The organism is Mesorhizobium sp. YC-39 (assembly GCF_025753795.1).
In the GTDB taxonomy this organism is placed as follows: Bacteria; Pseudomonadota; Alphaproteobacteria; order Rhizobiales; family Rhizobiaceae; genus Mesorhizobium.
In genome coordinates, this window is sequence record NZ_JAOWPS010000001.1 from 826,218 (window position 1) to 850,339 (window position 24,122).

The 24,122-nt window shown below is 60.1% G+C and carries 22 protein-coding genes; 8 read left to right on the forward strand and 14 right to left on the reverse strand.

Annotation, left to right across the window (positions count from 1 at the left end):
* The first annotated feature begins 113 nt into the window (after positions 1 to 113).
* Positions 114 to 1,391 carry an O-antigen ligase family protein gene (locus tag OHD62_RS03965; RefSeq protein ID WP_263781097.1) on the forward strand — a complete coding sequence of 426 codons (1,278 nt, stop codon included), beginning with the start codon at positions 114 to 116 and terminating at the stop codon, positions 1,389 to 1,391.
* Here OHD62_RS03965 and OHD62_RS03970 read toward each other — a convergent pair.
* The 3 genes from OHD62_RS03970 to OHD62_RS03980 all read right to left on the reverse strand — a co-directional run bounded on the left by OHD62_RS03970 (position 1,381) and on the right by OHD62_RS03980 (position 4,277).
* A complete protein-coding gene (locus OHD62_RS03970) occupies positions 1,381 to 2,139 on the reverse strand; it encodes a class I SAM-dependent methyltransferase (RefSeq protein ID WP_107649203.1) in 759 nt (252 codons plus the stop codon). The genes OHD62_RS03965 and OHD62_RS03970 overlap by 11 nt on opposite strands.
* A 91-nt stretch (positions 2,140 to 2,230) precedes the next feature.
* Entirely contained in the window at positions 2,231 to 3,439 is a 1,209-nt protein-coding gene (locus tag OHD62_RS03975; protein WP_263781098.1) for a polysaccharide biosynthesis/export family protein, read from the reverse strand.
* A 160-nt stretch (positions 3,440 to 3,599) separates the two neighbouring features.
* Entirely contained in the window at positions 3,600 to 4,277 is a 678-nt protein-coding gene (locus tag OHD62_RS03980; RefSeq protein WP_263781099.1) for a sugar transferase, read from the reverse strand.
* A 481-nt stretch (positions 4,278 to 4,758) separates the two neighbouring features.
* Between OHD62_RS03980 and OHD62_RS03985 the strand changes: the two genes are divergently transcribed.
* Positions 4,759 to 5,154, forward strand: a complete 396-nt coding sequence (locus tag OHD62_RS03985) for a hypothetical protein (RefSeq protein ID WP_263781100.1) — start codon at positions 4,759 to 4,761, stop codon at positions 5,152 to 5,154.
* Between the two features lie 31 nt (positions 5,155 to 5,185).
* Here the strand turns inward: OHD62_RS03985 and OHD62_RS03990 are convergent, their stop codons facing one another.
* The 6 genes from OHD62_RS03990 to OHD62_RS04015 all read right to left on the reverse strand — a co-directional run bounded on the left by OHD62_RS03990 (position 5,186) and on the right by OHD62_RS04015 (position 11,063).
* Complete coding sequence (locus OHD62_RS03990) at positions 5,186 to 7,030, reverse strand: ABC transporter ATP-binding protein (protein ID WP_263781101.1); 1,845 nt, start codon at positions 7,028 to 7,030, stop codon at positions 5,186 to 5,188.
* Between the two features lie 7 nt (positions 7,031 to 7,037).
* Positions 7,038 to 8,039, reverse strand: a complete 1,002-nt coding sequence (locus tag OHD62_RS03995; protein WP_263781102.1) for a serine kinase — start codon at positions 8,037 to 8,039, stop codon at positions 7,038 to 7,040.
* Positions 8,036 to 9,958, reverse strand: a complete 1,923-nt coding sequence (locus OHD62_RS04000; protein WP_263781103.1) for a lasso peptide isopeptide bond-forming cyclase — start codon at positions 9,956 to 9,958, stop codon at positions 8,036 to 8,038. Before OHD62_RS04000 ends, OHD62_RS03995 begins: the two co-directional genes overlap by 4 nt.
* 3 nt (positions 9,959 to 9,961) lie before the next feature.
* A complete protein-coding gene (locus OHD62_RS04005; RefSeq protein WP_263781105.1) occupies positions 9,962 to 10,324 on the reverse strand; it encodes a lasso peptide biosynthesis B2 protein in 363 nt (120 codons plus the stop codon).
* 116 nt (positions 10,325 to 10,440) lie between these two features.
* Positions 10,441 to 10,740, reverse strand: coding sequence for a PqqD family protein (locus OHD62_RS04010; protein WP_263781106.1), 300 nt, complete (start codon positions 10,738 to 10,740; stop codon positions 10,441 to 10,443).
* A 170-nt stretch (positions 10,741 to 10,910) separates the two neighbouring features.
* Complete coding sequence (locus tag OHD62_RS04015; protein WP_263781107.1) at positions 10,911 to 11,063, reverse strand: lasso peptide; 153 nt, start codon at positions 11,061 to 11,063, stop codon at positions 10,911 to 10,913.
* Positions 11,064 to 11,545: 482 nt separating this feature from the next.
* Between OHD62_RS04015 and OHD62_RS04020 the strand changes: the two genes are divergently transcribed.
* From OHD62_RS04020 to OHD62_RS04040, 5 genes are all read left to right on the forward strand, one after another.
* Positions 11,546 to 12,733: a nucleotidyltransferase family protein gene (locus OHD62_RS04020; RefSeq protein WP_263781108.1), complete on the forward strand. Its 1,188-nt coding sequence runs from the start codon at positions 11,546 to 11,548 to the stop codon at positions 12,731 to 12,733.
* Positions 12,734 to 12,841: 108 nt separating this feature from the next.
* Positions 12,842 to 13,858 (forward strand): glycosyltransferase family 2 protein, encoded by a 1,017-nt coding sequence (locus OHD62_RS04025; RefSeq protein WP_263781109.1) that lies wholly within the window; start codon positions 12,842 to 12,844, stop codon positions 13,856 to 13,858.
* Positions 13,859 to 14,145: 287 nt separating this feature from the next.
* On the forward strand, positions 14,146 to 14,544 hold the full coding sequence (locus OHD62_RS04030; RefSeq protein ID WP_263781110.1) for a hypothetical protein: 399 nt from the start codon (positions 14,146 to 14,148) through the stop codon (positions 14,542 to 14,544).
* 154 nt (positions 14,545 to 14,698) lie between these two features.
* Positions 14,699 to 15,580 (forward strand): family 16 glycosylhydrolase, encoded by an 882-nt coding sequence (locus OHD62_RS04035; RefSeq protein WP_263781111.1) that lies wholly within the window; start codon positions 14,699 to 14,701, stop codon positions 15,578 to 15,580.
* Positions 15,581 to 15,662: 82 nt separating this feature from the next.
* The gene (locus tag OHD62_RS04040; RefSeq protein WP_263781112.1) at positions 15,663 to 16,994 is read left to right on the forward strand and encodes a UDP-glucose dehydrogenase family protein; all 1,332 of its coding nucleotides are present in this window, start codon (positions 15,663 to 15,665) and stop codon (positions 16,992 to 16,994) included.
* Between the two features lie 115 nt (positions 16,995 to 17,109).
* Here the strand turns inward: OHD62_RS04040 and OHD62_RS04045 are convergent, their stop codons facing one another.
* The 5 genes from OHD62_RS04045 to OHD62_RS04065 all read right to left on the reverse strand — a co-directional run bounded on the left by OHD62_RS04045 (position 17,110) and on the right by OHD62_RS04065 (position 22,760).
* Entirely contained in the window at positions 17,110 to 17,559 is a 450-nt protein-coding gene (locus tag OHD62_RS04045; RefSeq protein WP_263781114.1) for a hypothetical protein, read from the reverse strand.
* Positions 17,560 to 17,572: 13 nt separating this feature from the next.
* Positions 17,573 to 19,015: a GMC oxidoreductase gene (locus OHD62_RS04050; RefSeq protein WP_263781116.1), complete on the reverse strand. Its 1,443-nt coding sequence runs from the start codon at positions 19,013 to 19,015 to the stop codon at positions 17,573 to 17,575.
* A gap of 69 nt (positions 19,016 to 19,084) precedes the next feature.
* Positions 19,085 to 20,164, reverse strand: coding sequence for a glycosyltransferase (locus tag OHD62_RS04055; RefSeq protein WP_263781117.1), 1,080 nt, complete (start codon positions 20,162 to 20,164; stop codon positions 19,085 to 19,087).
* A 39-nt stretch (positions 20,165 to 20,203) separates the two neighbouring features.
* Entirely contained in the window at positions 20,204 to 21,226 is a 1,023-nt protein-coding gene (locus OHD62_RS04060; protein ID WP_318528586.1) for a phosphoribosyltransferase, read from the reverse strand.
* Between the two features lie 37 nt (positions 21,227 to 21,263).
* Positions 21,264 to 22,760 carry a lipopolysaccharide biosynthesis protein gene (locus OHD62_RS04065; protein ID WP_318528585.1) on the reverse strand — a complete coding sequence of 499 codons (1,497 nt, stop codon included), beginning with the start codon at positions 22,758 to 22,760 and terminating at the stop codon, positions 21,264 to 21,266.
* Between the two features lie 164 nt (positions 22,761 to 22,924).
* Here OHD62_RS04065 and OHD62_RS04070 point away from each other — a divergent pair, with 164 nt between their 5' ends.
* Positions 22,925 to 24,097 (forward strand): glycosyltransferase, encoded by a 1,173-nt coding sequence (locus tag OHD62_RS04070; protein ID WP_263781121.1) that lies wholly within the window; start codon positions 22,925 to 22,927, stop codon positions 24,095 to 24,097.
* Positions 24,098 to 24,122: the final 25 nt, after the last annotated feature.

A 24,122-nucleotide genomic window follows, 5' to 3' on the forward strand; every position in this document is an offset into this window, starting at 1 on the left:
AGACTGCGGAGGTTGGGTTATATTGCACTGCACAATGGAAATGCCCTAAGGGGCGCGGCGGCGAATCGGCGCTGAATTGCGTGGAGTTGCATGATCGGGAATCCGCTACCGAGATGAAGATTCCAAAATCTCTGTTGATCGACCCGGAGAAGAACTCGGTCTACGGCGCTTTTGCCGTTGCCGTTTCCATCTGGGCGTTTTCCTATTCCACCATTTTTGGCCCGATCCTGATCCTGGCCTATTACGCGGTCTGGCTGCCTCTTATCCTGGTGGATTATCGGCGGGTGCTGCGAGGCTTATCCAGTGCCTGGCTTCCGCTGATTTTTGCCTTCTACATCTGTTTCTCGGTGTTCTGGTCGGATGCCCCCGGCATCACGGTGAGGACCGCGGTCCAGTATTGTTCCCATATTGCCTGCGCCTACATCGCCGCGCGCACCGTCAGCGTTCGGACATTGACGATCGGCGCCTTGATCGGGATTTTTTTCGCCCTGCTCTATTCGCTCGCGGTCGGCGGTTATTCCTATGACGGGCTCGACGGAACATACAATTTCGTCGGCGCGTTCAGCTCCAAGAACCAGCTCGGCTTTGTCGCGTCGCTCGGCATCTACTTTTGCGTTGTCTATCTGGTCTTTCTCAGACGCGGCCGGCTGAGCCTGTTACTGACGGTGCCGGTCGTCTTTCTGTCAACCTATCTGCTGGTCGCTGCACATTCGGCCACCTCGACGGCCTCGATACCGGCGGTTCTCGCTCTGGTGGCCTTGCTTACCATGTCCAAGACGCTTTCGCTCCGCTATCGACGGGTGATTTTCCTGGTCGGCGCATGCGGACTGGTCACGGCCGCGCTGGTTGCCGTCAATGCGGGACTTCTGGATTTCGTCCTTGGCCTCTTTGGCAAGGATTCCACGCTCACCGGACGGACCTATCTATGGCAACAGGGTTGGGAAGCGGCGCAGCGATCACCGATCCTCGGCGTCGGCTATGCGGCCTATTGGGTGCAGGGTTTTGCCGAGGCCGAGCGGCTCTGGAACGAATTCTACATCACCACCCGCAGCGGCTTCCACTTCCACAACACCTATATCGAAGCCCTCGTCGAGCTTGGTTATGTCGGGGCGACGCTGATTTCGCTGATCATCCTACGCACGCTGTGGGGCCACATATCGGCATTGATATTCAGGACATGGCAGGCCGAGTCGGTGATTCTTGCTGGCGTGATGGTGCTTTTGGTCATCCGGTCCTTCGTCGAGATCGATACCTTCAACCCCTACATCACGGGCTCTTTCCTCCTCTATTACAGCTACTTCAAGCTGCTTAGGGTGCCTTTCGCCCGTCCCCGGTGGACTGCGGCCAACCTCGCGGAACCAGAAACCGCAGGGGCTAAGATCAGGCCCTAAGGGTTAGGAGCGCATACCATGCGAACCGCTTCACAAAGGGAAGCGTCAGAACGACTGAATCGACAGCTTTGCCAACTGTGTAGACGGTCTCCGAGATGCTTCGCGGCATCAGCGCGCTTCCTACGGAGCACAGGCCGAAATATTTCACCTGGACATTGCTGAAATAGCGGCGAGCCAACGCAAAGTCTGAAGTTAACAAAGGATGTTCATCAGCGGTGCGGATGAGTGGTGTTCGCCTTCTATAGGCATTCAGGAGAGGATTGTGTCCCATCGGCTCGTAGAATGACGCCACGCCGTTCGGCTTCAAGACACGGACCACCTCGGAAAAACACCGATCCAGGTCCAGGTGATGGATGATCCCGCGTCCATACACCAGGTCGAACTTGTTGTCCTCGAAGGACATGGCTTCCGCATTCATCGCCAGGAATGTAGCGTTCGTGCTTCCCAGCTTACTCGCCCGTTCGTTCGCCTTGTTTACTGCTACGTCCGAAATATCGATCCCCGCCAGAGATCGGCAAAGACCAGGCAGATGCAGGGAATGCAGGGACCACCCGCCATCGGAACAACCATACTCGAGCACGTCCGCCTTTTTCGAAAGGCGTTTTATTTCCTCGTCTTGACGTTCAGCACCGTGGCGAATTGTTCGATACCACTTGTCCAGACTTCCTCTTGGATCCTCCTCCTGACCAAATCTGAGATTGTGGAATTCTCTTTCTCGATCGACGATTGCGTCCCTTTCACTGTGCATGACAAAGTTCCCCTCGGATTCGAGTTGCAAACTAAAGCACGACATCTCCTTGCAGCGTAATTACTCCTCTGTTCGACGCCGGTCGAAAAACCTATTGAACAGCCAAGGGCGCCAGCTTGACCTTGATCACGTCTCCGGGCAGCACCGGCGTGTCTTCGCCGGCGGTGATTTCGCTGGTCTTGCCGTCGACCACCCGAACCAGGGCAAACGTCAGCGCCGGCTCTTCGTTGGTGCCATTCATTTGGGCGCTGGGGTTTCCCGACACGGCCTCCAACATCAAGCTTTTTTGCATGTTCAGCTTGAGCATTGCCTGGTTCAGATCGGCTTCCGTCTGCTGCCGGTCGGCGGCCAGGCCCGCATTCTGGGTGTTTTCAAGATCGATGGCGTCCTGGGTGGCCTTGCTGATCGACTGCCTGGCGGTGAGGATGGCAGTATCATAGTCCAGGATCTGGCCTTCCAGGTCGGCGATCGTCTGTTGTGAATTCAAGAGCCGCGTGTTGACGACCAGGCCCTTTTGCGCCAGCGAGCCGATGCCATTCAGCTGTTCCTTTGCCAGGTCGACCTGGCGCTGCTGGTTGACGATCTTCTTCTGCAGTGATTCGATCTCGCTCTGCAGCAGCGCCTTCAGATCGTCGAGCGCCTGCAGTCGCAGCTTGAGCTTTTTCTGGTCGGCCGTCAGGATCGCCATCTCGTCGGCAACGATGCTGGGAAGCTTTGGATCGTCGGCCACTTCCTTCGGTGCTTCGAATGACGGCTTGTCCGCCAGTTCCGCTTCGATGCGCGCGCGCTTGACGATCAGCCGGACCCGTTGGTCGTCAAGAACATCGAAATCGCCCTTGGCATTGATCAGGTCGCGGTCATAGCGCTGTCCATCCCCGCCCCGCCGGATTCCACCGGCGATGCTCATCGCCCGCAGCACGGTCAGGCCGGGCACGTAAGGATATTGGCCAGGGGTCTCGACTTGCCCGGAGATGTAGAACGGCCTGTACTGCGCCATTTCGACGGAGGCTTCCGGCCGGTCCGCCAGAGCGAGCTTGCGCTGGAGCGCCTCGCCGATCGCGGCTGCGATCTCGGCCGTGGTCTTGCCGGATGCTGGCATTTCGCCGACGAACGGCACCGACAATGTTCCGGCGGGACCGACCGTGTATTCTCCATTGACGGCCGACCAGTCGCGAAACGTGCCCTCGACGGTCTGCCATTCGGCGACGCGGACGGTTAGCTTGTCCTGCGATCCGAGACGGTACTCGTCGGCTGCGGCAAATTGGGGGACGGCAAGCACCAGCGCGAGGCAAGTGGTCACAAGCCGTATCCGCCGCATGCGATTCGCAAGAATGCCGGCGCGGGAGATCTCGAAGATGTTTGTTTTCAACTGAACGTTTTCCGATCCGCTTTGGCCCCGCCCATTGAGTTTGCTGCAGAATGCTTGCCGTCTAGACAGGCTCGCCCGATGCGGGACCCTGTCAGTAGCAACCTCGCGACATCCAGACCGCAGGAACGGTCTTGATGATGATGCGAATGTCCTCGAACAGCGACCAGTTCTCTACATAGTGGCGGTCGAAGGCGACACGGCTGTCATAGGAAACATCGTTGCGCCCGCTGACTTGCCACAGCCCGGTCAGACCGGGGCGCGATTTCAGATAGTAGACAGCCGAATTGCCATAGATCTCCAATTCGTCACGCACCACTGGGCGCGGCCCGACAAGGCTCATCTCCCCCTGCAGGATGTTGATGATTTGCGGCAGTTCATCGAGGCTGAGCTTCCTCAGCACGGCGCCGACACGCGTCACACGGGGATCGTCCTTCAGCTTGCGGGTCGCTATCCATTCGGCCTTGGCGTCCGGGTTAGCTGCAAGATGTGCGGCCAGCACCCGTTCGCCGTCCTGAACCATCGTGCGGAACTTGAGGCACGGGAAAATCCGTCCTCCCCGGCCGATTCGGCTGTGACCGTAAAAAATCGGTCCGCCGTCGGAAAATTTGACGAGCAACGCGACCATCAAAAATAATGGGCTGAGAGCAATCAACCCAATCAGAGAACCGGCGATATCGAAGCTGCGCTTGATGAGACCGCCGATTGGTGGCGGAAAATCGATGCCAGCCTCCGAAAAATCCACATTGGCCGGCTTGGCAATGTCCCTCATGCTTTAGTCTCCATACGTGGAACGGATGGTTCGGTGCACGATACCAAAAAAATGGTGCAGCGCAACACACAATTTCCCGCCGGCCTGAAATAGTCGCGTCATGAATTGACTAAATAATAAACTGATCCTGCACAAAATTTGCCCTTTATGGCATGCGTGTGACATAATATGGGCAACTTTGAAAAATCTAGTGCTTTTTTGGGACCGATTTCGGGCGAATGGCTCTTTATGCGGCAGTTGTGAGCATCAGCGCGCTCTAGAGACGCAAAATATAGATGGATTTTAACGTAAAATACTAATCAATATTGTAGATCTTACTGAAGGGAGTCCATATCCGGTCGCTGGCGTTGATGCCGATGTGTGCATCGCAGCATGGCAGAGTCGATCTGGTCAGCTCATTCAAATTTATTTGTGGTTGGCCTTGCCGGCTATTGCACGCCCCAATAGAATTGCAATTGGTTTCTGTCGGAGTATGGACAGTTTGGGAAAGGCCGGAAGCAACCGGCCGAAAAGCGGGCGATTTGATAAGCTCGCATGGCGAAGGGAGGCTCGGGGTGGGTCAATCATCGATTTATGCCCGAGCAGATTTGACAGGCTGTGGGGTATGTCATTACCAAAATTCATCGTCGGCATGATTTTCGCCCTGGCGATCGTGGTCGCTTGGTCTTACTTGGGTGGTGCCTCGTTCAGCACGACGCTTTTTCGTGTCATCGGCTGCGCCATTGTCATTCAACTGGGCTATTTTCTGCTGGTCTTCATCATGATTGCCAGAAACGCCCCGACGCCGGCCGACAAGATTCGCGACGCCGAACGAAAGCTCAGTTCGGCCGAAGCGGCCGATGGCGAGAAGTTCAGCGCCAGGCGAAGCCTGCGCTGACTTCGCGTCAGTTCGCGATGTTGACAGGACCTCAGGTCGCGTCGGCAGGTTCCCTGTCGGACTGCTCGCCTGACAACATCCTGGACAACCGGCTTCCGGATTTTTCCTTCAACCTCTGATATTGCCCGACCTCGACCATGCGGCCGTTTTCCATCGCGACCACCCAGTCGGCGAAGGCGATCATCGATGGCCGGTGCGCAATGGTCAGTATGGTCATCGCGCCGCGCAGCCCGTCGATCGACTGGGCGATCAGCGACTGATTCTGCCAATCGAGCGCGCTGGTGGCTTCATCCAGAATGAGCAGTGACGGTTTGCGAAGCAACGCCCGCGCCAGGGCTATCCGCTGGCGTTCGCCGCCCGAGAGCCGCACGCCGCGGTCGCCGACCACCGTGTCGAGCTGGTGTTCGAGCCGCTCGACGAAGTCGCCGGCCTGGGCGGATCGAAGCGCTGTCCAGAGATCGTCATTGCTCGCTTGCGGCGCGGCAAGCCGCAGGTTTGCTGCGATCGTATCGTGCAGAAGAAACACGTCCTGCGGCACATAGGCAACCTGATCGCGCCAGCGCCGGCGATTGCCTTCGTCGATCTCGACGCCGTCGGCAAGAATTTTGCCTTCCGTCGGCTCGAGCAGGCCGAGCAGCATGTCGGCGATCGTGCTCTTGCCCGATCCCGAAGGGCCGATAAGGGCGGTGACCTTGCCGGCGGGAAGACCGAAGGTGATGTCGCTCACGACTGTCTTGCCGGTGCCATCTCCATAGGCAAAGGAAACACTGCGGATGTTCAGCCCCATATCGAGCGACAGCTTGCCGCTCTCCTGCGGCGCGGCATCGCCCGGTTCGCGCTCGGCGTCGAAAAGTGTCTGAAGGCTGCGCATAGAGGCATAGGCAGGCAGGTTGATCAAAACCTGCTGGGCTTGCGTCTGCAATTCCATGAAGCGTGGCGCGATGCGCATGAAGACCAGAAGCAGAACGACGATCTCGGCAAGCGACAGGTTGAAGCGAACCAGCGCGACATAGATGAACAGGCTCAGCCCGACGACGCTTGCGATCTGGAACAATGCGGTGCCGATCGTGCTGTTGCGCACGTAATTGATGTTGTCAGCCTTCATCTTCTCGAGGATCGACTGAAGCTGCGCGAAATAGGTAGCCTCGACGTTCAGGCTCTTGGCCACCTTGATGCCACCCAGGAATTCCGAGACCGTCCGGTACTGATCCTGGCGATTGGTGGTCAAAACCCGACCGAATGCGGTGGCCCTGGCACGAAATGGCTGAAGCGCGGCAAACATGATGATGCCGATCACCACCGCGAACGAGGTCATCACCGGAGAGATAAAGAGCGAGACGACAAGATAGCCCGCCAGAAGCACGGCGGTCTGCACCAGCATCAGGAGCGAAAAGGCCGCGGCCTGTACCCGGTCTATGTCGCCGGTGAGCGCATGATCGAGGTCGGAACTACGCATGCGCGTGAATATGCCCCAGCGCGCCCTTCCGATGCCCTCGAACAGGTTCATGCGCAGGCGGTTGACGAAATCATAGAGGAGCTTGGCCATGTAGACGGATTTGAAGCGGTTGAAAGCGGCCTGCAGGGTGACGAGCCCGACGAGCACGCAAAGCACGGTCGCCAGTTGCAGCGTCCCGTCGGGGGCCAGCCAGCGCACCAGATCATTGTCCGGAAGCTTGATTGTGAAATTCTGGTCGGAGCGCCCAATCAGATGCAGCAGCGGGATGAGAAGAAGGATCGAGATGCCTTCGGTCAGGCTTCCCAGGATCAGGAAGATCAATGCCGTCCAGGTTCGCCGCCCGCCGATTTGCGCCATGACGGCGCCGAATGCGGCGGCTTCTCGAAACAGCGACAGGCGAAAGATCGATGACTTTGACATGTTCTGTTCACCGCGAACGGTTGTCGGACGCCAGATCCCGTTCAATGAGATCCACGGCTTCACCGATCCTACCGAGGCCCGTCGGCACTTCGAGGCGGCACACCCCGACATGGTCGGCCAACCGCGCGCAGTGCCTGAGATGTCTGGCCGCGAAATCGCCGGCCAAGGCCGGGCGGCCAAAGCGTGTCACGTAAGAGAATCTGATGATTGCCGACAGGGCGCCGACCGCAGGCAAAGGCGAGATCGCCGCCCTTTCGCCGCGCTCGAGTATGTAGATTCTCGTCGCTGGAACCTTGTCCCGAGAAAAGCCGCCAAGCAGGCGATGCTGTGTCTTGTCGATTGCCGGATGCACTTGCGGGCGCAGTTCGGCCTGCCTGATCGGGATGGCTGCGGCTGCGTCAGCAGCCAGCTTGAGTTGTGGAAAACCAGGCACGATCGCCGGCTCGTCCGAGCCGGCCAGATCCAGCGCCACGACATCGTCGGTGAGCAACCCATGCCCGGCACGGATCATCGCGCCCGCCGTCGTCGATTTGCCGGCACCCTTGTCGCCCATGAAGATCGCACTTTTGCCGCCGACGGCGATGGCACTGGCGTGAAGGACGAGCAAGCCGCGCTGATGCAGCAGAAGCGCCATGACGGGTCCCAGCAGCGGGAACGCGATCAGCTGGTCGTCGACGCCTGGAGCCGGCTCCACATCGATCTGGCAGGCATCGGTTATCAGAAATGCGCCGACCGCTTGCCATGCCAGATATTGCTGTTCTGATTCGAACCGGAAAGCGGCTCCGGCTTCGATCGAAGGAAAATCGATCGGGCCGACCGTGATCAGCACGTCGGCCGCCGCCGGCTCGGTGGGCTCAAGTTCAGGCAGCGCCACGTCCGAACGGATTGTCAGGCCATAGGCTTTGTAGAAGCGGCGCGCTCTTGGCGCCCTGTCTTCTGGCGCCCTGTGTTCCGGGCGGGCCTGATCATGGTCCGGCTCGGAGGCGAGCGGCGTGTTCCAAGTCATCATGCATATCCCCCACCGAGTTGGACTTGCCGCAGCCAGAGAGACAGCGAGGTCGAGCGCCAGACATATTGGACATCCAGCGGTGCCGCTTCGTCCGGCCGGCGCAAGATCCGGGCATAGGCTGCGGCCACTTCCGGCAGGTTGACGTAAGGGGCGATGCGGTAGGCATCCGCGCCGAGGATGCTGTCGAGAAGATCGCGGTGGTTGCCGATCATCCCCTTGACGAGGCTGGGCGTGAAATCGATCTTGTCGCGCCGCCACTGGACCGCGGGTGGCAAAACCCCCTCCATGGCACGGCGCAGCACATAGCGGCCAAATCCCTTGTTCAACTTTTCCTCACCCGGCAGCGCTAGGCAGAATTCGACAAGCGGTTTGTCCCAGAACGGATAGCGAGGCTCGACGCCGAAATTGGCGGCGGCCTTGTCGAGAACCTCGAAGGCGTGCGGTACGAGGCCGTTCGACAGGATCCAGCGATGGGTCAACGCCTCGCTGGTGCTGACGGAGGGCGGCATGTATCCGGCCCGGTGAAATCGCTCGACAAGATCGGTCCGCCTGGCAAGGTCCGGATTGACCAGGCCGCGCCAGCCCGGACCGCTCACCGCCCGCGCCGGCTGGCGCCGCATCCTGGCCAGAACGCGATTTGCCGCATGTTTGAGTTTTGCGATGCGCCAGGCCGGCCCGTAAGCGACCAGGAATTTGAAATACATACTCCAAATGCCGTCGCCATAAGTGTTGGAGGCGCTGCGGACTTCCCGCCAGAGATCCATCCATCTGCCGGCATTGGCAAGTTCGTGCAGGTAGCCATGGCCTTGCGAAACGACTTCGTCTCCGCCATGGCCGTCCAGGAGGATCTTGACGCCCTTGGCGCCCGCGGCCCTGTAGATGCCACGGGTCAACGTAAGGCCGGGGGCCAGGAAAGTGCCCTCCTGTTCTTGCAAGACGCGTTCGAACTCGGCGAAGGGTGCGTAATTGCCGATGGTAAGCAGGGTGCCGTCGACCTCTTGCTGTCTCAGCACCGCGTCGATAAAGGGCCGTTCGTCCATCGACGACCCTCTTTCGAAAACCAGCGAGAAGGTAGGCAGTCTTGGCTTTTGTTGCGCGGCATTGTGCAGGCTCGCCACGCAGGCGATCGAAGAGGAATCGAGACCCCCGCTCAGCATCGCGCCGACCGCAGGGCTCCCCCGCATCCTGTTTCGCACCGATTGCGAAAACAGATGCGCGAATTCCTCGGCGGCATCCGAGCGTATCGGCCTTGGCGAGGGCTCGATCTGCCAGTAGCGGCGCAGCACCATCTGTTGCGCCGTCACGGTAAGACTGTGGCGCGCCGGCAAGCGGAAGACATCGGTATAGGGCGTGGATTGCGGATCGTCGGGAAGGCCGGCCAGAAAGCCTGAAATCTGATGGTCGCTGAGGCGCCCGCCGACACCGTCGACGCTCATGATCGGTCCGATCTCCGACGCAAAGACGAAGCGTCGTTCCGTCGAATGATAATAGAATGGTTTGATCCCGAATGGATCGCGTGCGCAAAACAGCGCCTGGCGGTCGCTGTCCCAGATGGCGAAGGCGAAGTCGCCTTGCAGATACACGGGACAGGCCTCGCCCCAATGCAAATAGGCGCGCATCAACAGCGTGGCATCGGCGACTGACCGGTCCCTGATACCCAGCCTCGCCAGCAATTCATCCCGATTGTCCAGCCGGCAGTCCGCCGTGACGGCGAGTTTGCCGCCGGCCATCGTCAAGGGCCCGGGGCCGGGTTCGTCCGTGGTGTTGAGCCAGGCATGACCAAGAGCTGCGCTCGTATCCATCCACCACGAGCTGCCATCACGGGCGCGATGATGCATGCGCGCAAGCATTTGCTGGATGTCTGCCGCGGCAGCCGGCGCGCCTCCCTGCCTGAGCAGAATTCCGGCCACGCCGCTCATCGGCTACCGACCGTGATCGACAAGGTGGGCGAAATTGCCGATCGAGCCGCCAAGGACGATGTGATTGCCGCTTATCAGCCAGGCATGGGCTTTCATCTGCGCGCCCGTACCCCGCTCTATGCCTATGCGTATCTTCGAGGCGCTGCCTTGCCGGGCAAGAATGTATTGACCGGACAGCGCCTGGGTAAGGCAGCTTGCGCGCGGGACAAGGCGGGCGGCCGCGGCGACGCCCCAGGCGACTCGCCGCAGCTCGGCAATGCTGGCAGACCGCCGCGCATCCAGCCGCGTCACCATGGCGCGAACACGGTTATAGGAGAACAGCGTCAGCCCCAGCCGGACTGCCGCGACCACCAGAAGGCAGCGCATGAGAAAGAGCATCTCCGAGCCACTCAAGGAGAGAACTCTATAGCGCCGCGCGTCCCTTTGGACGGTTTTGTGCATGATCCCCAGCGAAAATCGATTCCGATTTTCGGGGTCGTGCATCAGACAAGTTCCTCATGATGGAGCCTCGCAAGTCCGCAATCGGCCAGACTCTTCAACAATCCATCGACATCGGCCTTGCAGCGCTCCGGGTCGACATTGTAGCGCGCAAGCACGGCGCTATGGATTTCAGAGATTGGCTTCGGCTCCTGAATCAGCTCCCATATGTGGGCCCCGACGCTGTTCAGGCTGTAGTAGATGTTGGATTTCAGATTGAGCAGCGCCAGCCCGCCGCCGAATTCGCAAGCCACGGCATCCTTAGTCGCACTGACGTAGTTTTGGCCGGAGCGGTCCCGGTTCATCCTAAACCTCGTTTTGCGATATGCTTCGGCAGTTCCAGGGACTAAAAGGAAGAGCCGGAAATTTGTGACCCCGACTCTCCTAATGCTTTTATGCTTTGGTTCCAGAGTGCGAACCCGTCACTTTTCGACCCGTCAATCCAGGCCCGCCGCTCCGGTGTAGAAAGACAGGCTCAAGAGAACGTAAGCTGGTCGAGAGGCGTGTGTGCAGGGAAAGCTACGTCGAGAGCCGTCGCGCCCGCGCTGCCTTGCGTGATCGTTTCGATCGAACCGTGAACCGTCAGGCTTGGTGTCTCGTACTCATGCTTTTCAACATTCTGTTCCATTTTACTCTCCGATAAGAACTGGAAACGGCCTGTCGAGTGCCGTCAGCATTTTTTATGCTGCAATGCAATAGCTGCATGGTGTCGTTTATGAGTCAAGCCTGATTTACCGGGCGTTAATCAATTTTGGGTTGCGCCCGCTACATCGTCGATTGTGGCAGGATTTCCCACGCTGAATCCGTGGGCATGGCTTGCTCGAGAGTCGGTTCTTTAAGTATCTGATTTTACTTCAATAAAAGAATTTTTCGATAAGCTTGTTTTAGGCGGGCGCATAGCGGGTGAGCACAACCTCGTTGGGCGTCGGCCGAAATGTTCGACCCGATTGACATTGCAGCCGTGCGTTCGTTCGCGTGCTCACGATCGCTCGGAATGCAAAAAACGGGACGGCAAAGGAAAAACTGGACGGCGCGATTGATTTTGGCGATGCTTTGCTTCGCAGTTGCAGCATACGCGTCGGCAGCTTGTTTTCGGAGACTTCGCGCAGAATGGCCTTGCAGGAAAGTTCCTACGAACGATTGCGCGCCGGCGAATGCGCCTACGAAACCGCCTATGTCCAAGCCTGCCTGAGGTTGTTCTTTGCTGCCGATACGCGTGCCGCCATGGGCGAGAAGCCCATGGCGGCACTTTCCGTCTCCAGCCCCACCCTTTCCGTCTCCAGCATTACGGATATTGCCAGGCTCAACAAGGTCGCGACCTTCGTCCTCAAGGCGTTGTGCCGCGCACCGGCAAGCGAACGACCGCCCGAGCCTTCTGAATGGCCTGAACTTTCCCAATGGCCCGAACTTTCCCAATGGCTTGATGCCTATCGCAGGCGGACGGTCTCGATGAACTCGTCCTGCATCATGGATTCGATGGCGATCCATGAGGTGCTGCATGACAGGCATATCGATTTCGTCTTTCTGAAGGGCCCGTTCCAGCAGCATCTGCTCTATGGCGATCATTTCATGAAGCCTTCCGGGGATGTCGACATCCTGGTCTCGCCGACCGGTTTCTCCGAAGCGCGCGACGCGCTCCGGTCGATCGGCTACCAGGTCGCGGGCAAGTCCCGCTCTGTGTGGTGGGTTCGTTTTCTTGGCGAACAGCATATGATCCGTGAAGGCGGGTCGAAGCCTTCCACCGTCGATCTTCACTACCGGCTCCAGCAGCCCGGTTCGCCGAGCCCACGCGACACCGATGGATTTCTGCGGCGTAAGCGCTCGGTCGAGATCACTGGTGAGAACGTGCCGTTCATTTCGGCTTCCGATACCTTGCTTCTTTCCGGCATCAGCGTGGCCAAGGCGCTCTTCAACCGGGAACCCTGCGCAGGCTATGTCTGCGATGTCCGCGCCAGCGCCAGTCGCCTGGGCGAGGCGGATCAGCAGGATGTGCTCGACCATGCGGCGGAGCAGGGGCTGGCCGACACGCTGCTGCTTGGGTTGCGTGCCGCGGATGTGCTTCTTGGCGGTACCGCAACATTGCTGTCGGAGCGGGCCACCCGGGTCCTGTCGCGCATCGGTGATGAAGACCTACTCAACATGGTCATTGCGCCTTGGCTGTCGTCCTTGAGATGGCCACAGAGGCGAACTGTATTGTGGGAACTGTGCGGTCGTGAGCCGGTCCGCTATCTGGCCGAGGCCGGCTGGGCCGCTTCGGCCGACCTCAGCCGGCGCATTTTCGAACGGCCGGACAGTTGATGAGCCAGATAGTTGATGAGAATGACAGTCGATGAGAATGACATCGGGCGTTGAACGGGAGAAGGGCAAGGAAATTTGGAGCCACCTGTGCAATCGAGAGGCCAAGCCATGACAGGATCCCAGGTCTGCGTGATCATCGCCGCCCGCAACGCGGCGCGGACAATCCCAGCCGCTATCGCATCGGCTTTGCGCGAACCGGAGGTGGCGGAAGTCGTCGTCGTCGACGACGCCTCCACCGACGACACGGCGAAAGCCGCTCAGGCGGCCGACGACGGCAGCGGCCGGCTTTGCATCATCCGCTTCGACGTCAACCGTGGCCCTTCCTTCGCCCGCAACGCCGCGATAGCCAGGTCCAAATCGCCTTTCATCAGCATTCTGGATGCCGACGATTTTTTTCTCACTGGCCGATTTCGCGAATTGTTCGCTGGCGCCGACTGGGATTTCGCCGCCGACAACATCATGCTGATCCGGGACGATGCGGCGACAGATGTCTCGAAAATCGTGGCCCCACGGTTTTCGGCCGAGCCGGAGTTTCTCGATTTCGAGCGCTTCATCGAAGGCAACATTTCCAGGCGCCGTGTGCGGAGAGGGGAACTGGGCTTCCTCAAACCGGTGATCAGCCGTGCCTTCCTCGATCGGCATGGGCTGCGCTACGATGAAAACCTGCGTCTGGGCGAAGACTATGAACTCTACGCGCGAGCGGTCGCATGCGGCGCGCGGTTCAAGGTCATCAGGTCGTGTGGCTATGGCGCGATCGTTCGCGCCGATTCGCTAAGCGGCCGGCACAAGACTCAGGATCTCAAGCGTCTGGCCGATGCGGATCTGGCGCTGCTGGCGATCGACAGTCTGTCGGAAGGTTCGAAAGCCGTGCTCAGAAGGCACGAGCGGCATGTGCGCGACAAATACCGGCTACGGAATTTCCTCGACGTGAAGGCAGAGCGGGGCCTGGCGTCGGCCGCAGCCTATGCGCTGGCCAGTCAGTCCAATCTTATTCCCATCGTTCGCGGTGTTGCTGCCGACAAATTGGAGGCGCTGTTCCGCCACTTCGGCTTCATCTCGAAGCACCAGCATGTGCCGCCGCGGCGTTTTCTGATGGCCGCAACCAGCCCGGCCGGCGAGACGTAAGCAAATGCATGTCGCGCAAAAGTGGGCAGCGGTTTTGCGACAACGACATGCGTCAAGACCGGAATTCACGAGTTTCGGTCTGATGCGTGACGCCCGGATGCGCGGTAGTTTTGGCGTATAACCTGCATAAAAACAAAAGCTTAACGCGAAGCGCCTGAATTTCTTCAGGCGCGACGCGCTTTAGGTGGTTGCCTACTCGCTCCCGGGATGGCACTGTATGTTGCGGTGCAGCAATTCTGGTTGGCCGATCGAAACGGTCCAACATATCTCCCTGTGACGAGGAGCGCATGGCTTCGATATTCGGTTTCAGATCAAGGGATCCGGCTCGCGACAGACAGACCGACATTGCGCGCCTCGATCGCCTGGCAAAGCTGTTTGACCAGATCGCCGCCGAGGTCGAGGCGGAAAAGAGCGGACTTGAGAATCGCTACCGCACAAAAGCCACTAACGCGGCCTTCCTGGTCGAGGCGATGGAGAATGGAGCCGCATCCTCCAAAAGTTCAGCAGAAGTCAGCGAATTGACGAAGTCGATCCTGAATTGCGAGCGCCGGATCGCAGCGCTCAACCGTCAGAACGAATTAATGAAGGATATCCGTCATTCGCTGGATGAAATCTTCGACCAGAATGCTCAGCATGGCTCCACTACCAAGGTTGCCTTCGCCAAGCCGGCCGTCGGTGCGAGCTGAAAGCCAGGATCCTGGCTGGCGCCGCAGGCAACGGGCTGACGCTGGAGCAAGAGGCCGGGCGCGGGAGTGGAGGAAGGGTCAAGATCAGCTTGTTTCATCATGGTTCGAACATCGACTTTGGGTTGGGGGCGCACAGCACAAAGGTGAGTTTGGTATGAGCGCGAATCCGAAGAACACGTCCACCCCAACAACCTGCACCCCAACAACCGGCCGAATGCCGTTCCCGCATTGGACCAGGCAAGGGAGGCGGCTATGCTCGCTTGGCGCGTTTGTGCTGGTCGTTCTCGGCGGCCTGATCGCAGGCCCGGCCCCGTCCCGTTCTCAGGATATCCAAAGCGCACCGTCATTTGTCGATGATTTCAGCAAATTCGACCGTTCGCGCTGGTATATTGCCGACGGCTGGAGCAACGGCGCTTTTCAAAACTGCATTTGGTCCAAGAACCTGGTCAAGCTTTCCGACGGCATGCTGACGCTCGGCTTCGAGAAGCGCAAGCTGAAGGATCGCGACTTTGCCTGCGCCGAGATCCAGACCAAGCAGCGCTTCGGCTACGGCACCTATGAGGCGCGCATGAAGACGGACACCGGATCCGGCCTCAACGCGGCCTTCTTTTCCTATATCGGTCCCTCCGACAAGCAGCCATGGGATGAAATCGACTTCGAGATCCTGACCAAGGATACGTCCAAGGTGCAGGTCAACGCCTACATCGCCGGCAAGGGCAAAAACGAGAAGCTGGTCGATGTCGAGGGTGGCGCCGACAAGGCCTTCAACGACTATGCCTTCGTCTGGGAGAAGGACAGGCTGCGCTGGTACGTCAATGGCAAGCTTGTGAACACGATTACCGATCCGGCAAAGCTTCCCACCCATGCGCAAAAGATATTCTTCAGCCTTTGGGGCAGCGATACGATGAAAGGCTGGATGGGACCATTCTCGGATCCGGGTCGCAAGCTCACCATGCAGGTGGATCGCGTCGCATTTACCGCACTGGGCCAACCGTGCCAGTTTCCGGAATCGCTGGCATGCGGCATAACGAACTAGTCGTGAAATCACGCCCTGGAAAAACGCATCTGAACCGGCCGGACCGAAGACAGTCCGAAGCCTTGAACAGGAATGAAACCGAATGAATCTGACGGTCTTTGGAATTGGCTATGTCGGTCTCGTGCAGGCGGCGGTGCTTGCCGAAGTCGGCCATCAGGTGGTGTGCGTCGACGTCGACGCGAAAAAGGTCGAACGACTCAATCAGGGCCTCATTCCGATTTACGAGCCCGGGCTCGAAAACCTGGTCAAGGAGAACCACGCGGCCGGCCGCATCCAGTTCACCACCGATGCCGTCGCCGCGGTCAAGCATGGCGAGATCCAGATGATCGCCGTCGGCACGCCTCCGGGCGAGGATGGTTCGGCCGACCTCAAATATGTGCTGGCCGTCGCCGAGACCATTGGCCGGGAGATGGACGCACCCAAGATCGTCGTTGGCAAGTCGACCGTGCCGGTCGGCACCTGCGAAAAAGTCAAGGCCAAGATCGCGGCCACGCTGAAGGCGCGCGGTCGCGAGGATCTCGCTTTCGACGTCGCTTCCAATCCGGAGTTCTTGAAGGAGGGCTCCGCCGTGGCCGACTGCATGAAGCCCGACCGCATCATCGTCGGCACCGGCAGTGAGAGCACCGAGGCGGTGATGCGCGAGCTTTACGCCCCGTTCAACCGCAACCACGAGAAGATGATCGTGATGGACGTGCGCAGCGCCGAGTTCACCAAATACGCGGCCAACTGCATGCTGGCGACCAAGATCAGCTTCATGAACGAAATGGCCAATCTGGCCGAGGAGCTCGGCGCCGACATCGAGGAGGTCCGCAAGGGCATCGGCAGCGATCCGCGCATCGGCTACCACTTCATCTACCCGGGCCTCGGCTATGGCGGCTCGTGCTTCCCAAAGGATGTGCGGGCCCTGATCAAGACCGCCGAAGGCGTCAAATTCGATGCCAAGCTGCTGCGCGCGGTCGAGGAGCGCAACAACGCTCAGAAGTCGGTTCTGTTCGACAAGGTGAACCGCTATTTCAAGGGCAATCTCAAGGGCAAGACCTTTGCGCTGTGGGGCCTGGCCTTCAAGCCCAACACCGACGACATGCGCGAGGCGCCGGCGCGCGTCCTGATGGAAGCGCTCTGGAAGGCCGGCGCCAAGGTGCAGGCCTACGATCCCGAGGCGATGCAGGAATGCCAGCATATCTACGGGCTGCGCGACGATCTGCTCTTGTGCGGGACCAAGGAGGCAGCGCTGCGTGGCGCCGATGCGCTCCTGATCGCCACCGAGTGGAAGAGCTTCCGCGCGCCGTCCTTCGACGCGATGAAGGATGCACTGACCACGCCGATCATCTTCGATGGCCGCAACCTATACGATCCAAAGGTCATCGCTCGCCACGGCATCGAATACCACTCGATCGGCAGGATGGCGGCATGAGGCCATGCGGTAACGGCTGGGGGTAGAGCTTCGGGTTCTTGTTTTTGCGACAACGACATGCATAAAAACAAGAGCTTAAAGCGCGTCGCATGAATCCGTTCAAACGCGACGCGCTTTAGGCGTCCTGGCGCATCTCGAAATTGGCGAATGGGTTGGTGCATGGGTGCCAGCCGGTGAACCGGATCGGGTCGTTTGGCGAACTGCGCCAGGCGTAGTCGGTCAGCATATGGAATTCGGCAATCACCCAACGGTCGAAATGCCTGAGATCCTGCTTTTTCTCTTCTGGCAGCAGCTGGCGTGCGGCGCCCAGTTTCAGTTTCTCAAGCAGAGTGACGGCATCGCCCAGCTTTTCGTTTGGAAATATCCACGGATTGCGGTTCTGAAATTCCAGGACGAACTGCTGCAGATGTTCGATGCGCATATTCAGCTTGCCGAAGTATTTTTCGAGCGTGACCCGCACCAGATCCTCGTCCGAAAGCGAGGAAACGGCGGCGTAGGCGATACCTGACGACGCGACTCCGCCGGCCAGGATGGCCAGTGCCGCACGTCGCGAAACCTCGATCATCTGGCGTCTCCTTTCATGCTATCCGGCTCGCCGCCCGCAAGGAGAGGGCTGCCGCGGTCAGGCTTGGGTTGACGCAAGAGCAGCTTGGGTAGGTGCTGGTGCCGACGACAACCAGGTTCCGGAGCTGATGGTGGATCATGTCCCGGTCGACGACCGAATCCGCCGGGCTCGATCCCATCCGCAACGTTCCCTGGACATGCGACTCGGTCGGCCGGATGCCGCGATCGAATATCTGTTCGACCGGCAGGGGCGCCAGAAGCGCCGGCAGTTTCTCCAGCGCTCGCGCCATGCCCTTGGTGGCATAGTCGGACGGGCCCTTGAAACTGACGAAGGCGTTTTCATCCTTGTCGAGAATCACGAGATTTTCCGGATCGAGCAGATTCTCGGTCACAATGACCAGGGGAAGCGTCTGACGGATACGTCCCTTCTCGGGGCGCATCCCGTGCTGCCAGCGGTTTTCGAAATAAACGAGGGCCGCCGCATGCTCAGCTCTGTGGGAACCGTCGTATAGGCCGAAATTCAAGCCGGTGGTGATGGTGCTGCCGCCAAAATTGTCGACACCGTCAAGGTATGCCTCGAAATTCCATCCGTAGGATTCGTGCAGGCCGAGGCCGACGAATTCGCCCGACAGGCCGGACCGCAGCATGATCGCCGGGCTCTGGATGGCATTGGCGCCGAGGATGAAAAGATCGCCGGTGACCTGGTATTCCTTGCCGTCATGGGTGAATGTGACCGAACGAACCGATCCGCCGACATGGTCGAGACGACGCACTTCGGCGCCGAGACAGACCGAAACGTCTGGATGCTCGAAGACATGCATCAGGCCGTTATTGACGGTGAACTTCGCGTCGACCGGGCAAAGGCCGCATCGCAAATTGGCACAGCACGAGGTTCGCTGCGCCGTCGGCACCCGCGCCCGCGCCGTCGGCATGACAAAGTGCTGGTCCGGCTGCGCCGCCTTCATCATCCGGTCCGGCGCCGACATGTTATGCGGCGGCTGCGGAAACGGCCTGGAGCGCGGCATCATCGCCGCCATGTCGGGATCGCCGGAGATCGACATGACGTCTTCGGCATCGCAATAGAACGGCTCGAGCTCGTCATAGCCGATCGGCCAGTCATTGCCGATGCCATAGAGGCTTTTCAGCCTGAAGTCGTTCGGATGGAAGCGCGGCGTCTGCGCGAACCAGCAATTCGTGCCGCCGCCCAATCCGATCGTGTAATTCCAAGGCTTGTCGGAATTGGTCTTGTAGGTCGTCTCGTCGTCGATGTCGGTGTTGGCGTTCTGGTCGAGCTGCCATTCATGGGTGTTGTGCCGGCCCCATTCCAGAACCAGAATGCGGGCCTTTCGCCGCTTCGTGAACCCGTGCAGGAAGAAGGCCGAACCGAAACCGGAACCGATGGCGACGAGATCGAAATGGTCGTTGGTGATTTTTTCCGGTCTGATGTCCAGCACCATCAGATAAAACCCTTTCTTGACACAAGCGCGTGCGGATTGAGGCGCTGCAGTGACGCCTTCGCCAAAGCCTTATGCGGCCTTTCGTGAAGGCTGTTGTGCGGCCTTGTCGAGCAGCGAGAAGAAAGTCGCGAACTGGCGCTCGGGGTTCAAGGCCGGGCGCTCGGAGAATGCGCGCGCCGCAGCCGACAGCCGTTCATACTCCCGGCGGTCGTTCCACAGCAGCCTGATCGCAGCCACCCAGTCGGCGAGCGGAGCCTCATAATCCAGCACCACGCCGCCGGAGCCGATCGCTTCGGGCAGGCCGCCGCGACGCGAGCCGACCACCGGGATGCCGCTGCAATGGGCTTCCGAGGCCACCCGGCCCCAGGCCTCTTCCCACTTGCTCGGGGCAAGCAGGATCTTCGTACGGCCATAGACCGTCTTCATGTCGCTGGTGCGGCTCTCCAGCGTGACATTGCCGAGCGGCGCGATCGTCTGCTCGATGCGCGCCCGATGATCATCGTCGAGCTTCCAGCTTTCAACGAACAGGAACGGGATTTCGGAGCATGCCTGGGCAATGCGCACCGCAAGCTCGAAGCCCTTTTCCTCATAGGGGTTGATCAGCGTGACGAATTCGCCTGTCGTCGGCGTAGAGTAGAACGCGGGATTGATGGTCGGCGGGATGACCGTCGAATCGATGTCGAATTTTTCCTTGTAGGTGCGTGCCGTGAACTCTGAATTGGCGATGTAGTGCGCCGAATGCAGCTCGCGCAGGTCGCCGCCCAGCTCGTGGAACTCGACATTCCTGAGGTAGACGACCAGCGGCACGCCTTCGGCTTGCAGCGCCCTGCCGATCGGAACCGACTTGTGGCATTGGACCACGGCGACATCGGGCCTCAGCTTCTCGACGGCAAACCGTGCCGCCTCCCAGGGGAACCAGGCCCGCACCACGGGATAGCCGGGATAGCTGTCTATAACCGCGCGCTGCCTCAGAAGCTTCATCTTGGCGCGCGCCTTGAGCCCGAAAACGCCTTGGCCGAACAGAGCGGCAAGCACCGACGCCTCATGCCCATGCTCGAGCAACTGCTCGGCCAGATGATGCGTGCTGGACTGGACACCGCCACTGAACTGCGGGGTGTAACCATTGCCGCCTGCAAAAAGGATTTTCATGGGACAGGGCTCCTTGTCGCATCTCGCATTTGGGTGAGGTCAGGCCGGTCGTTTGACGCGGTTCTTGAGCGTCTCGTAGCCGCGTTCGCCAAGCAGCGTGCGCGCGACATTCTTGATGGCCGTCTTGCGTCCGTCAGGCGAATTGATCTGCCGCAATCTGGCCGGGAGATTGCGTGCCGTCTGCCCAAGTGCCGGCAGCGATAGCGCGTCGGGATAATTTACAAGATGCGTTTCCACACACAGCACCGGCTTGCCGGAAAGCTCGGCGATTTTAAGAGCCTGCTGATGCTCGCTTTCGATGAACAGGATGGCATCGCAGTTGCGGTAGAAATCGGCCTTGAAACTGCCATGCACGCCAAGCCGCTGCCGCTCCGCCTTGCTCGGCAGGTCGAGCATGATCAGGTGATCGTATTGGATGTCGTGCTTTGCGAGCCATGCTTCGGTAAGCGCGCGGTATTTTTCGAGCCGGCTGGTGACGAGCCAGCCGATCTTGCGGGTCGGGCCATGGAGAGGCAGCGCTTCGCTCAGGAATTTTTCATAGGCCGGCCCGTCGTCGTTCTCGGCTTCGGTCGGATCCAGGCAAAGCACGCCGTCAATGTCGACGCAGCTCTGGGCGAGGAATTTGTGGTGCATGAAGTTCCACTGGAACATCCGCGGATGCGGCACCACTTCGAAGACGAGATCGGTTTCCTCGTATTGCGGCACCAGGCCGAACACCGCTGCGAAGGTGAAATCCGACTTGATGCCGGCGGCTTCTATCCGGCTGCGTGCGTCGCGCATGGCCGCACCCCCGCTGACGCTGTCGTCGATCACCAGGACCTTGCGCATTTCGGAGGCCTTGCGGTCGAGCGCGGCACGGCGTTTGGTGACGCCCGAAGTATAGATCTTTCCGGCGAGGAAACTGTCCAGGTCGGTCATCGGGATGTTCGCCGTCAGGCTGACCAGCGTGGCAGCCAGAATGCCGCTGCGGGGAACGCCGACCACCAGGTCGATGTCGCGCGGCAGCCGGTGGAGGTTCCTGACAATCGCATCGTTCATGTCGGAGATCGATCGGTAGTGCATGGATTAGACCCGGTCCTCGTATGAATGTCCGTGCATGTTACTTCGCCTCGCTTGGTGCAGCCGCGGGCACCCGTGCCGGCAAGAGCTTCAAGGCCTCGCGCAATGCCTCGCGGCCGGAAGCGAATGCCAGCGCGATCACGATGGTGATCATGTAGGACAGCACCGCCGCGCTGGCCATGGCGATGACGTGCTGCTCGGGCAGCAGCGGCTTGGCGAGCCAGATAGCGGCAAGCGCCAGATGCGCGCCAAGCACGAAGGGCGTTGCCGCGCGCAGCACATGGCTTGCCCTGAGCGGCCCGGTCTTGCCGATATAGAGCCACAGGAAAGGTGTTCTCAGATACTCACTGGCCGCATAGGCGATCGCCACGCCGAGCGCGCCATAGGGCAGGCCTATGATGAAGGCCAGCACCGACGTCAAGGCCGTGACGATGCCCCAGCGCATGAAATCGCCGGAGCGGCCCTGGCTGACGAAAAGCCATCCCGCCGGATTGTTGAGCGGCTGCAGCAGCCCGGCAAAACCGAGCGCCAGGAAGATATCGGAGCTCTGCCGCCACTGTTCGCCAAGCGCGAAGGGGATGAGCACGTCGGACATGGCGGTGGCGAAGGCCACACCCGGAAGCGCCACCAGCAAGATCAGCGGCATGACGCGAAGATAGGCGCTGCGGTAGCGGTCCGGCTCGTCCTTCAGCCTGGAAAGAGCGGGCACCATCACCTTCGACAGCGGATTGGTGATCTGGCTCAACGGAAACAGCAGCAGCTTGTAGGCGCGGTCATAAAGGCCGAGCTGCGCTTCGCCCCAGTATTTTCCGATCAGCACATTGTCGAGGTTGCGGGCGAAGAAGTTGGCGAAATTGAACCCGGTGATGCCGGCGCCGAAATTGATCAGCGCGCTGATGCCGGTGACCTTGCGCGGCAGGCTGGGTCGCCAACGCGAACTTGCCCAGAAGCAAAGCGTCGGCAGCACGGCTCCTGTCAGCGTGCCGGCAAAAAGCGCCCAGTAGGAACGGTCGATAAACGTCCAGGCGATCGAGACGGCAAGGCCGGCAACGGCGCTCGCGACGTCGATGACGGCCAGGCGAACGAATTGCATGCGGCGCGTCAGCAGCGCCAGGTGCTGGGCGCCAAGGCCGTAGGCGATGATCTGCAGCCCCAATGCGGCAACCAGGCCTGCCACCCGCGGTTCGCCGTAGAATGCCGCGACCAGGGGGGCAGCACCCGCAAGCACACAGGCGAGCAACGTGCTGACCGCGACATTGATCCAGAAGAGGTAGTTGACCTCCTCATGCCTGATTCCGCTTTTCTGGATCGTCGCCTGGGTCAGGCCGAAATCCTGGAACAGCGCGATGAAGGCGAGCACCGGCGCGCACATCGCCACGACGCCGAAGTCCTGCGGCGACAAAAGCCGCGACAGGACGATGACGGAGACGATCTGCGTCGCAACACGCACCGATTGTGCCAAGGCCGTGACGATGGCGCCACGTCCGACCGATCTGCGAAGAGAACCCTCTGGCGGATCGAATGCATTGGCTTGCAAATTCAGGATCCCTGATCTTGTGCCGGCCCGGTCACCAAACTACGGCAATATTTTTGCAGTGCAACAAAAAACGTGGATTTCTGCTACGTCGCACCAAAAATGTTGCGATGCAGCAAAAGCTGTACTAGCATCCTCGCGGGCGGGCCAACAGCGGTCGAGTTTTCATGCTGCATGTCTTGTACTTGGTACACGACGTCTCCGACCCGGCGGTACGCCGGCGTATCATAATGCTCAAGGCAGGCGGCGCTGAGGTTACCTTGGCGGGTTTCCGTCGGTCCGTGAGCCCTGTTGCCGACGTCGAGGGATTGCGGCCGATCGACCTTGGCGCGACGCGCGACGGCCGATTCGGTCAGCGTCTGGCTGCGGTTGCGAGAGCGGCGGTTTCCATCGGTTCGAAACTTGGTTCGACGCCCAGGCCCGACCTCATCATCGCGCGCAACCTGGAAATGCTGGCAGTTGCCCGGCGGGCCAGGTCGGCTTTCCAGGCATCGGTGCCGATCGTTTACGAGTGTCTCGACATCCATCGGCTGGTGCTGCGCGACGACTTGCTGGGCAAGGCGATGCGCGGCGCGGAGCGCTATCTGGCCAGGGATGTCAAACTCCTGGTGACGAGTTCGCCGGCCTTCATCGCCAATTATTTCAAGCCGTTCGGGCAGGTCGCGGCACCGGTCGAACTGCTCGAGAACAAATATTTCGAGACTGCCACGGTGTCGCCGGATGATCGCATGGCGGCAGAGAATCCCGTCGCGCCGCCTTGGCGAATCGGCTGGTTCGGCGCGCTGCGCTGCCGCCGGTCCCTTGAGCTTTTGGCCGAATTCTCCCGCCGCCTCGACGGCCGGTTCGAAATAATCCTCAGAGGCCGTCCGGCATTGTCCGAATTTCCGGACTTTCACGGCTTTGTCGAAGCCGAGCCATGGCTCTCGTTCGGCGGACCCTACCGGAACCCGGAGGACATGGCGGCGATCTACGGGGAAGTTCATTTTTCCTGGGCCATCGATTTTTTCGAACAGGGGCTGAATTCCGAATGGCTGCTGCCCAACCGCCTTTATGAGGGCTGCCGCTTCGGCGCCGTGCCGATCTCGATGGGCAACACCGAAACCGGCCGGTTCCTCGACCGACAGGGCATCGGCGTTCTTTTGCCCGAGGCGACGCCCGAGGCGCTCGAAGCTGCCCTCGGCGATATGGAGGAGCATCGTTTCGGGACGCTGCGGGCGCGTGTTCTTGCCCGCAATCCGCGAACCTGGAGCCACGATCGCGGCGATTGCCGGGCGCTGGTCGAGAAACTTCGCGGCTTGGCTTCTGTGCCCGATCCCTATGCCGCCGAGGCACTGGCGTAGCATGGCTGGAGATGGACACGGGTCG

Bases quoted from the DNA above. Each gene is read 5' to 3' on its own strand.
- OHD62_RS04015 (WP_263781107.1), bottom strand. From the start codon at position 11,063: ATGGAACAGAATGTTGAAAAGCATGAGTACGAGACACCAAGCCTGACG.
- OHD62_RS03980 (WP_263781099.1), bottom strand. From the start codon at position 4,277: ATGAGGGACATTGCCAAGCCGGCCAATGTGGATTTTTCGGAGGCTGGC.
- OHD62_RS04030 (WP_263781110.1), top strand. From the start codon at position 14,146: ATGGCTTCGATATTCGGTTTCAGATCAAGGGATCCGGCTCGCGACAGA.
- OHD62_RS04035 (WP_263781111.1), top strand. From the start codon at position 14,699: ATGAGCGCGAATCCGAAGAACACGTCCACCCCAACAACCTGCACCCCA.
- OHD62_RS04025 (WP_263781109.1), top strand. From the start codon at position 12,842: ATGACAGGATCCCAGGTCTGCGTGATCATCGCCGCCCGCAACGCGGCG.
- OHD62_RS03995 (WP_263781102.1), bottom strand. From the start codon at position 8,039: ATGATGACTTGGAACACGCCGCTCGCCTCCGAGCCGGACCATGATCAG.
- OHD62_RS04050 (WP_263781116.1), bottom strand. From the start codon at position 19,015: ATGGTGCTGGACATCAGACCGGAAAAAATCACCAACGACCATTTCGAT.
- OHD62_RS04000 (WP_263781103.1), bottom strand. From the start codon at position 9,958: ATGAGCGGCGTGGCCGGAATTCTGCTCAGGCAGGGAGGCGCGCCGGCT.
- OHD62_RS04045 (WP_263781114.1), bottom strand. From the start codon at position 17,559: ATGATCGAGGTTTCGCGACGTGCGGCACTGGCCATCCTGGCCGGCGGA.
- OHD62_RS03990 (WP_263781101.1), bottom strand. From the start codon at position 7,030: ATGTCAAAGTCATCGATCTTTCGCCTGTCGCTGTTTCGAGAAGCCGCC.
- OHD62_RS04060 (WP_318528586.1), bottom strand. From the start codon at position 21,226: ATGCACTACCGATCGATCTCCGACATGAACGATGCGATTGTCAGGAAC.
- OHD62_RS04020 (WP_263781108.1), top strand. From the start codon at position 11,546: ATGGCCTTGCAGGAAAGTTCCTACGAACGATTGCGCGCCGGCGAATGC.
- OHD62_RS04055 (WP_263781117.1), bottom strand. From the start codon at position 20,164: ATGAAAATCCTTTTTGCAGGCGGCAATGGTTACACCCCGCAGTTCAGT.
- OHD62_RS04070 (WP_263781121.1), top strand. From the start codon at position 22,925: ATGCTGCATGTCTTGTACTTGGTACACGACGTCTCCGACCCGGCGGTA.
- OHD62_RS04040 (WP_263781112.1), top strand. From the start codon at position 15,663: ATGAATCTGACGGTCTTTGGAATTGGCTATGTCGGTCTCGTGCAGGCG.
- OHD62_RS03970 (WP_107649203.1), bottom strand. From the start codon at position 2,139: ATGCACAGTGAAAGGGACGCAATCGTCGATCGAGAAAGAGAATTCCAC.
- OHD62_RS04010 (WP_263781106.1), bottom strand. From the start codon at position 10,740: ATGAACCGGGACCGCTCCGGCCAAAACTACGTCAGTGCGACTAAGGAT.
- OHD62_RS03965 (WP_263781097.1), top strand. From the start codon at position 114: ATGAAGATTCCAAAATCTCTGTTGATCGACCCGGAGAAGAACTCGGTC.
- OHD62_RS04005 (WP_263781105.1), bottom strand. From the start codon at position 10,324: ATGCGCTGCCTTCTGGTGGTCGCGGCAGTCCGGCTGGGGCTGACGCTG.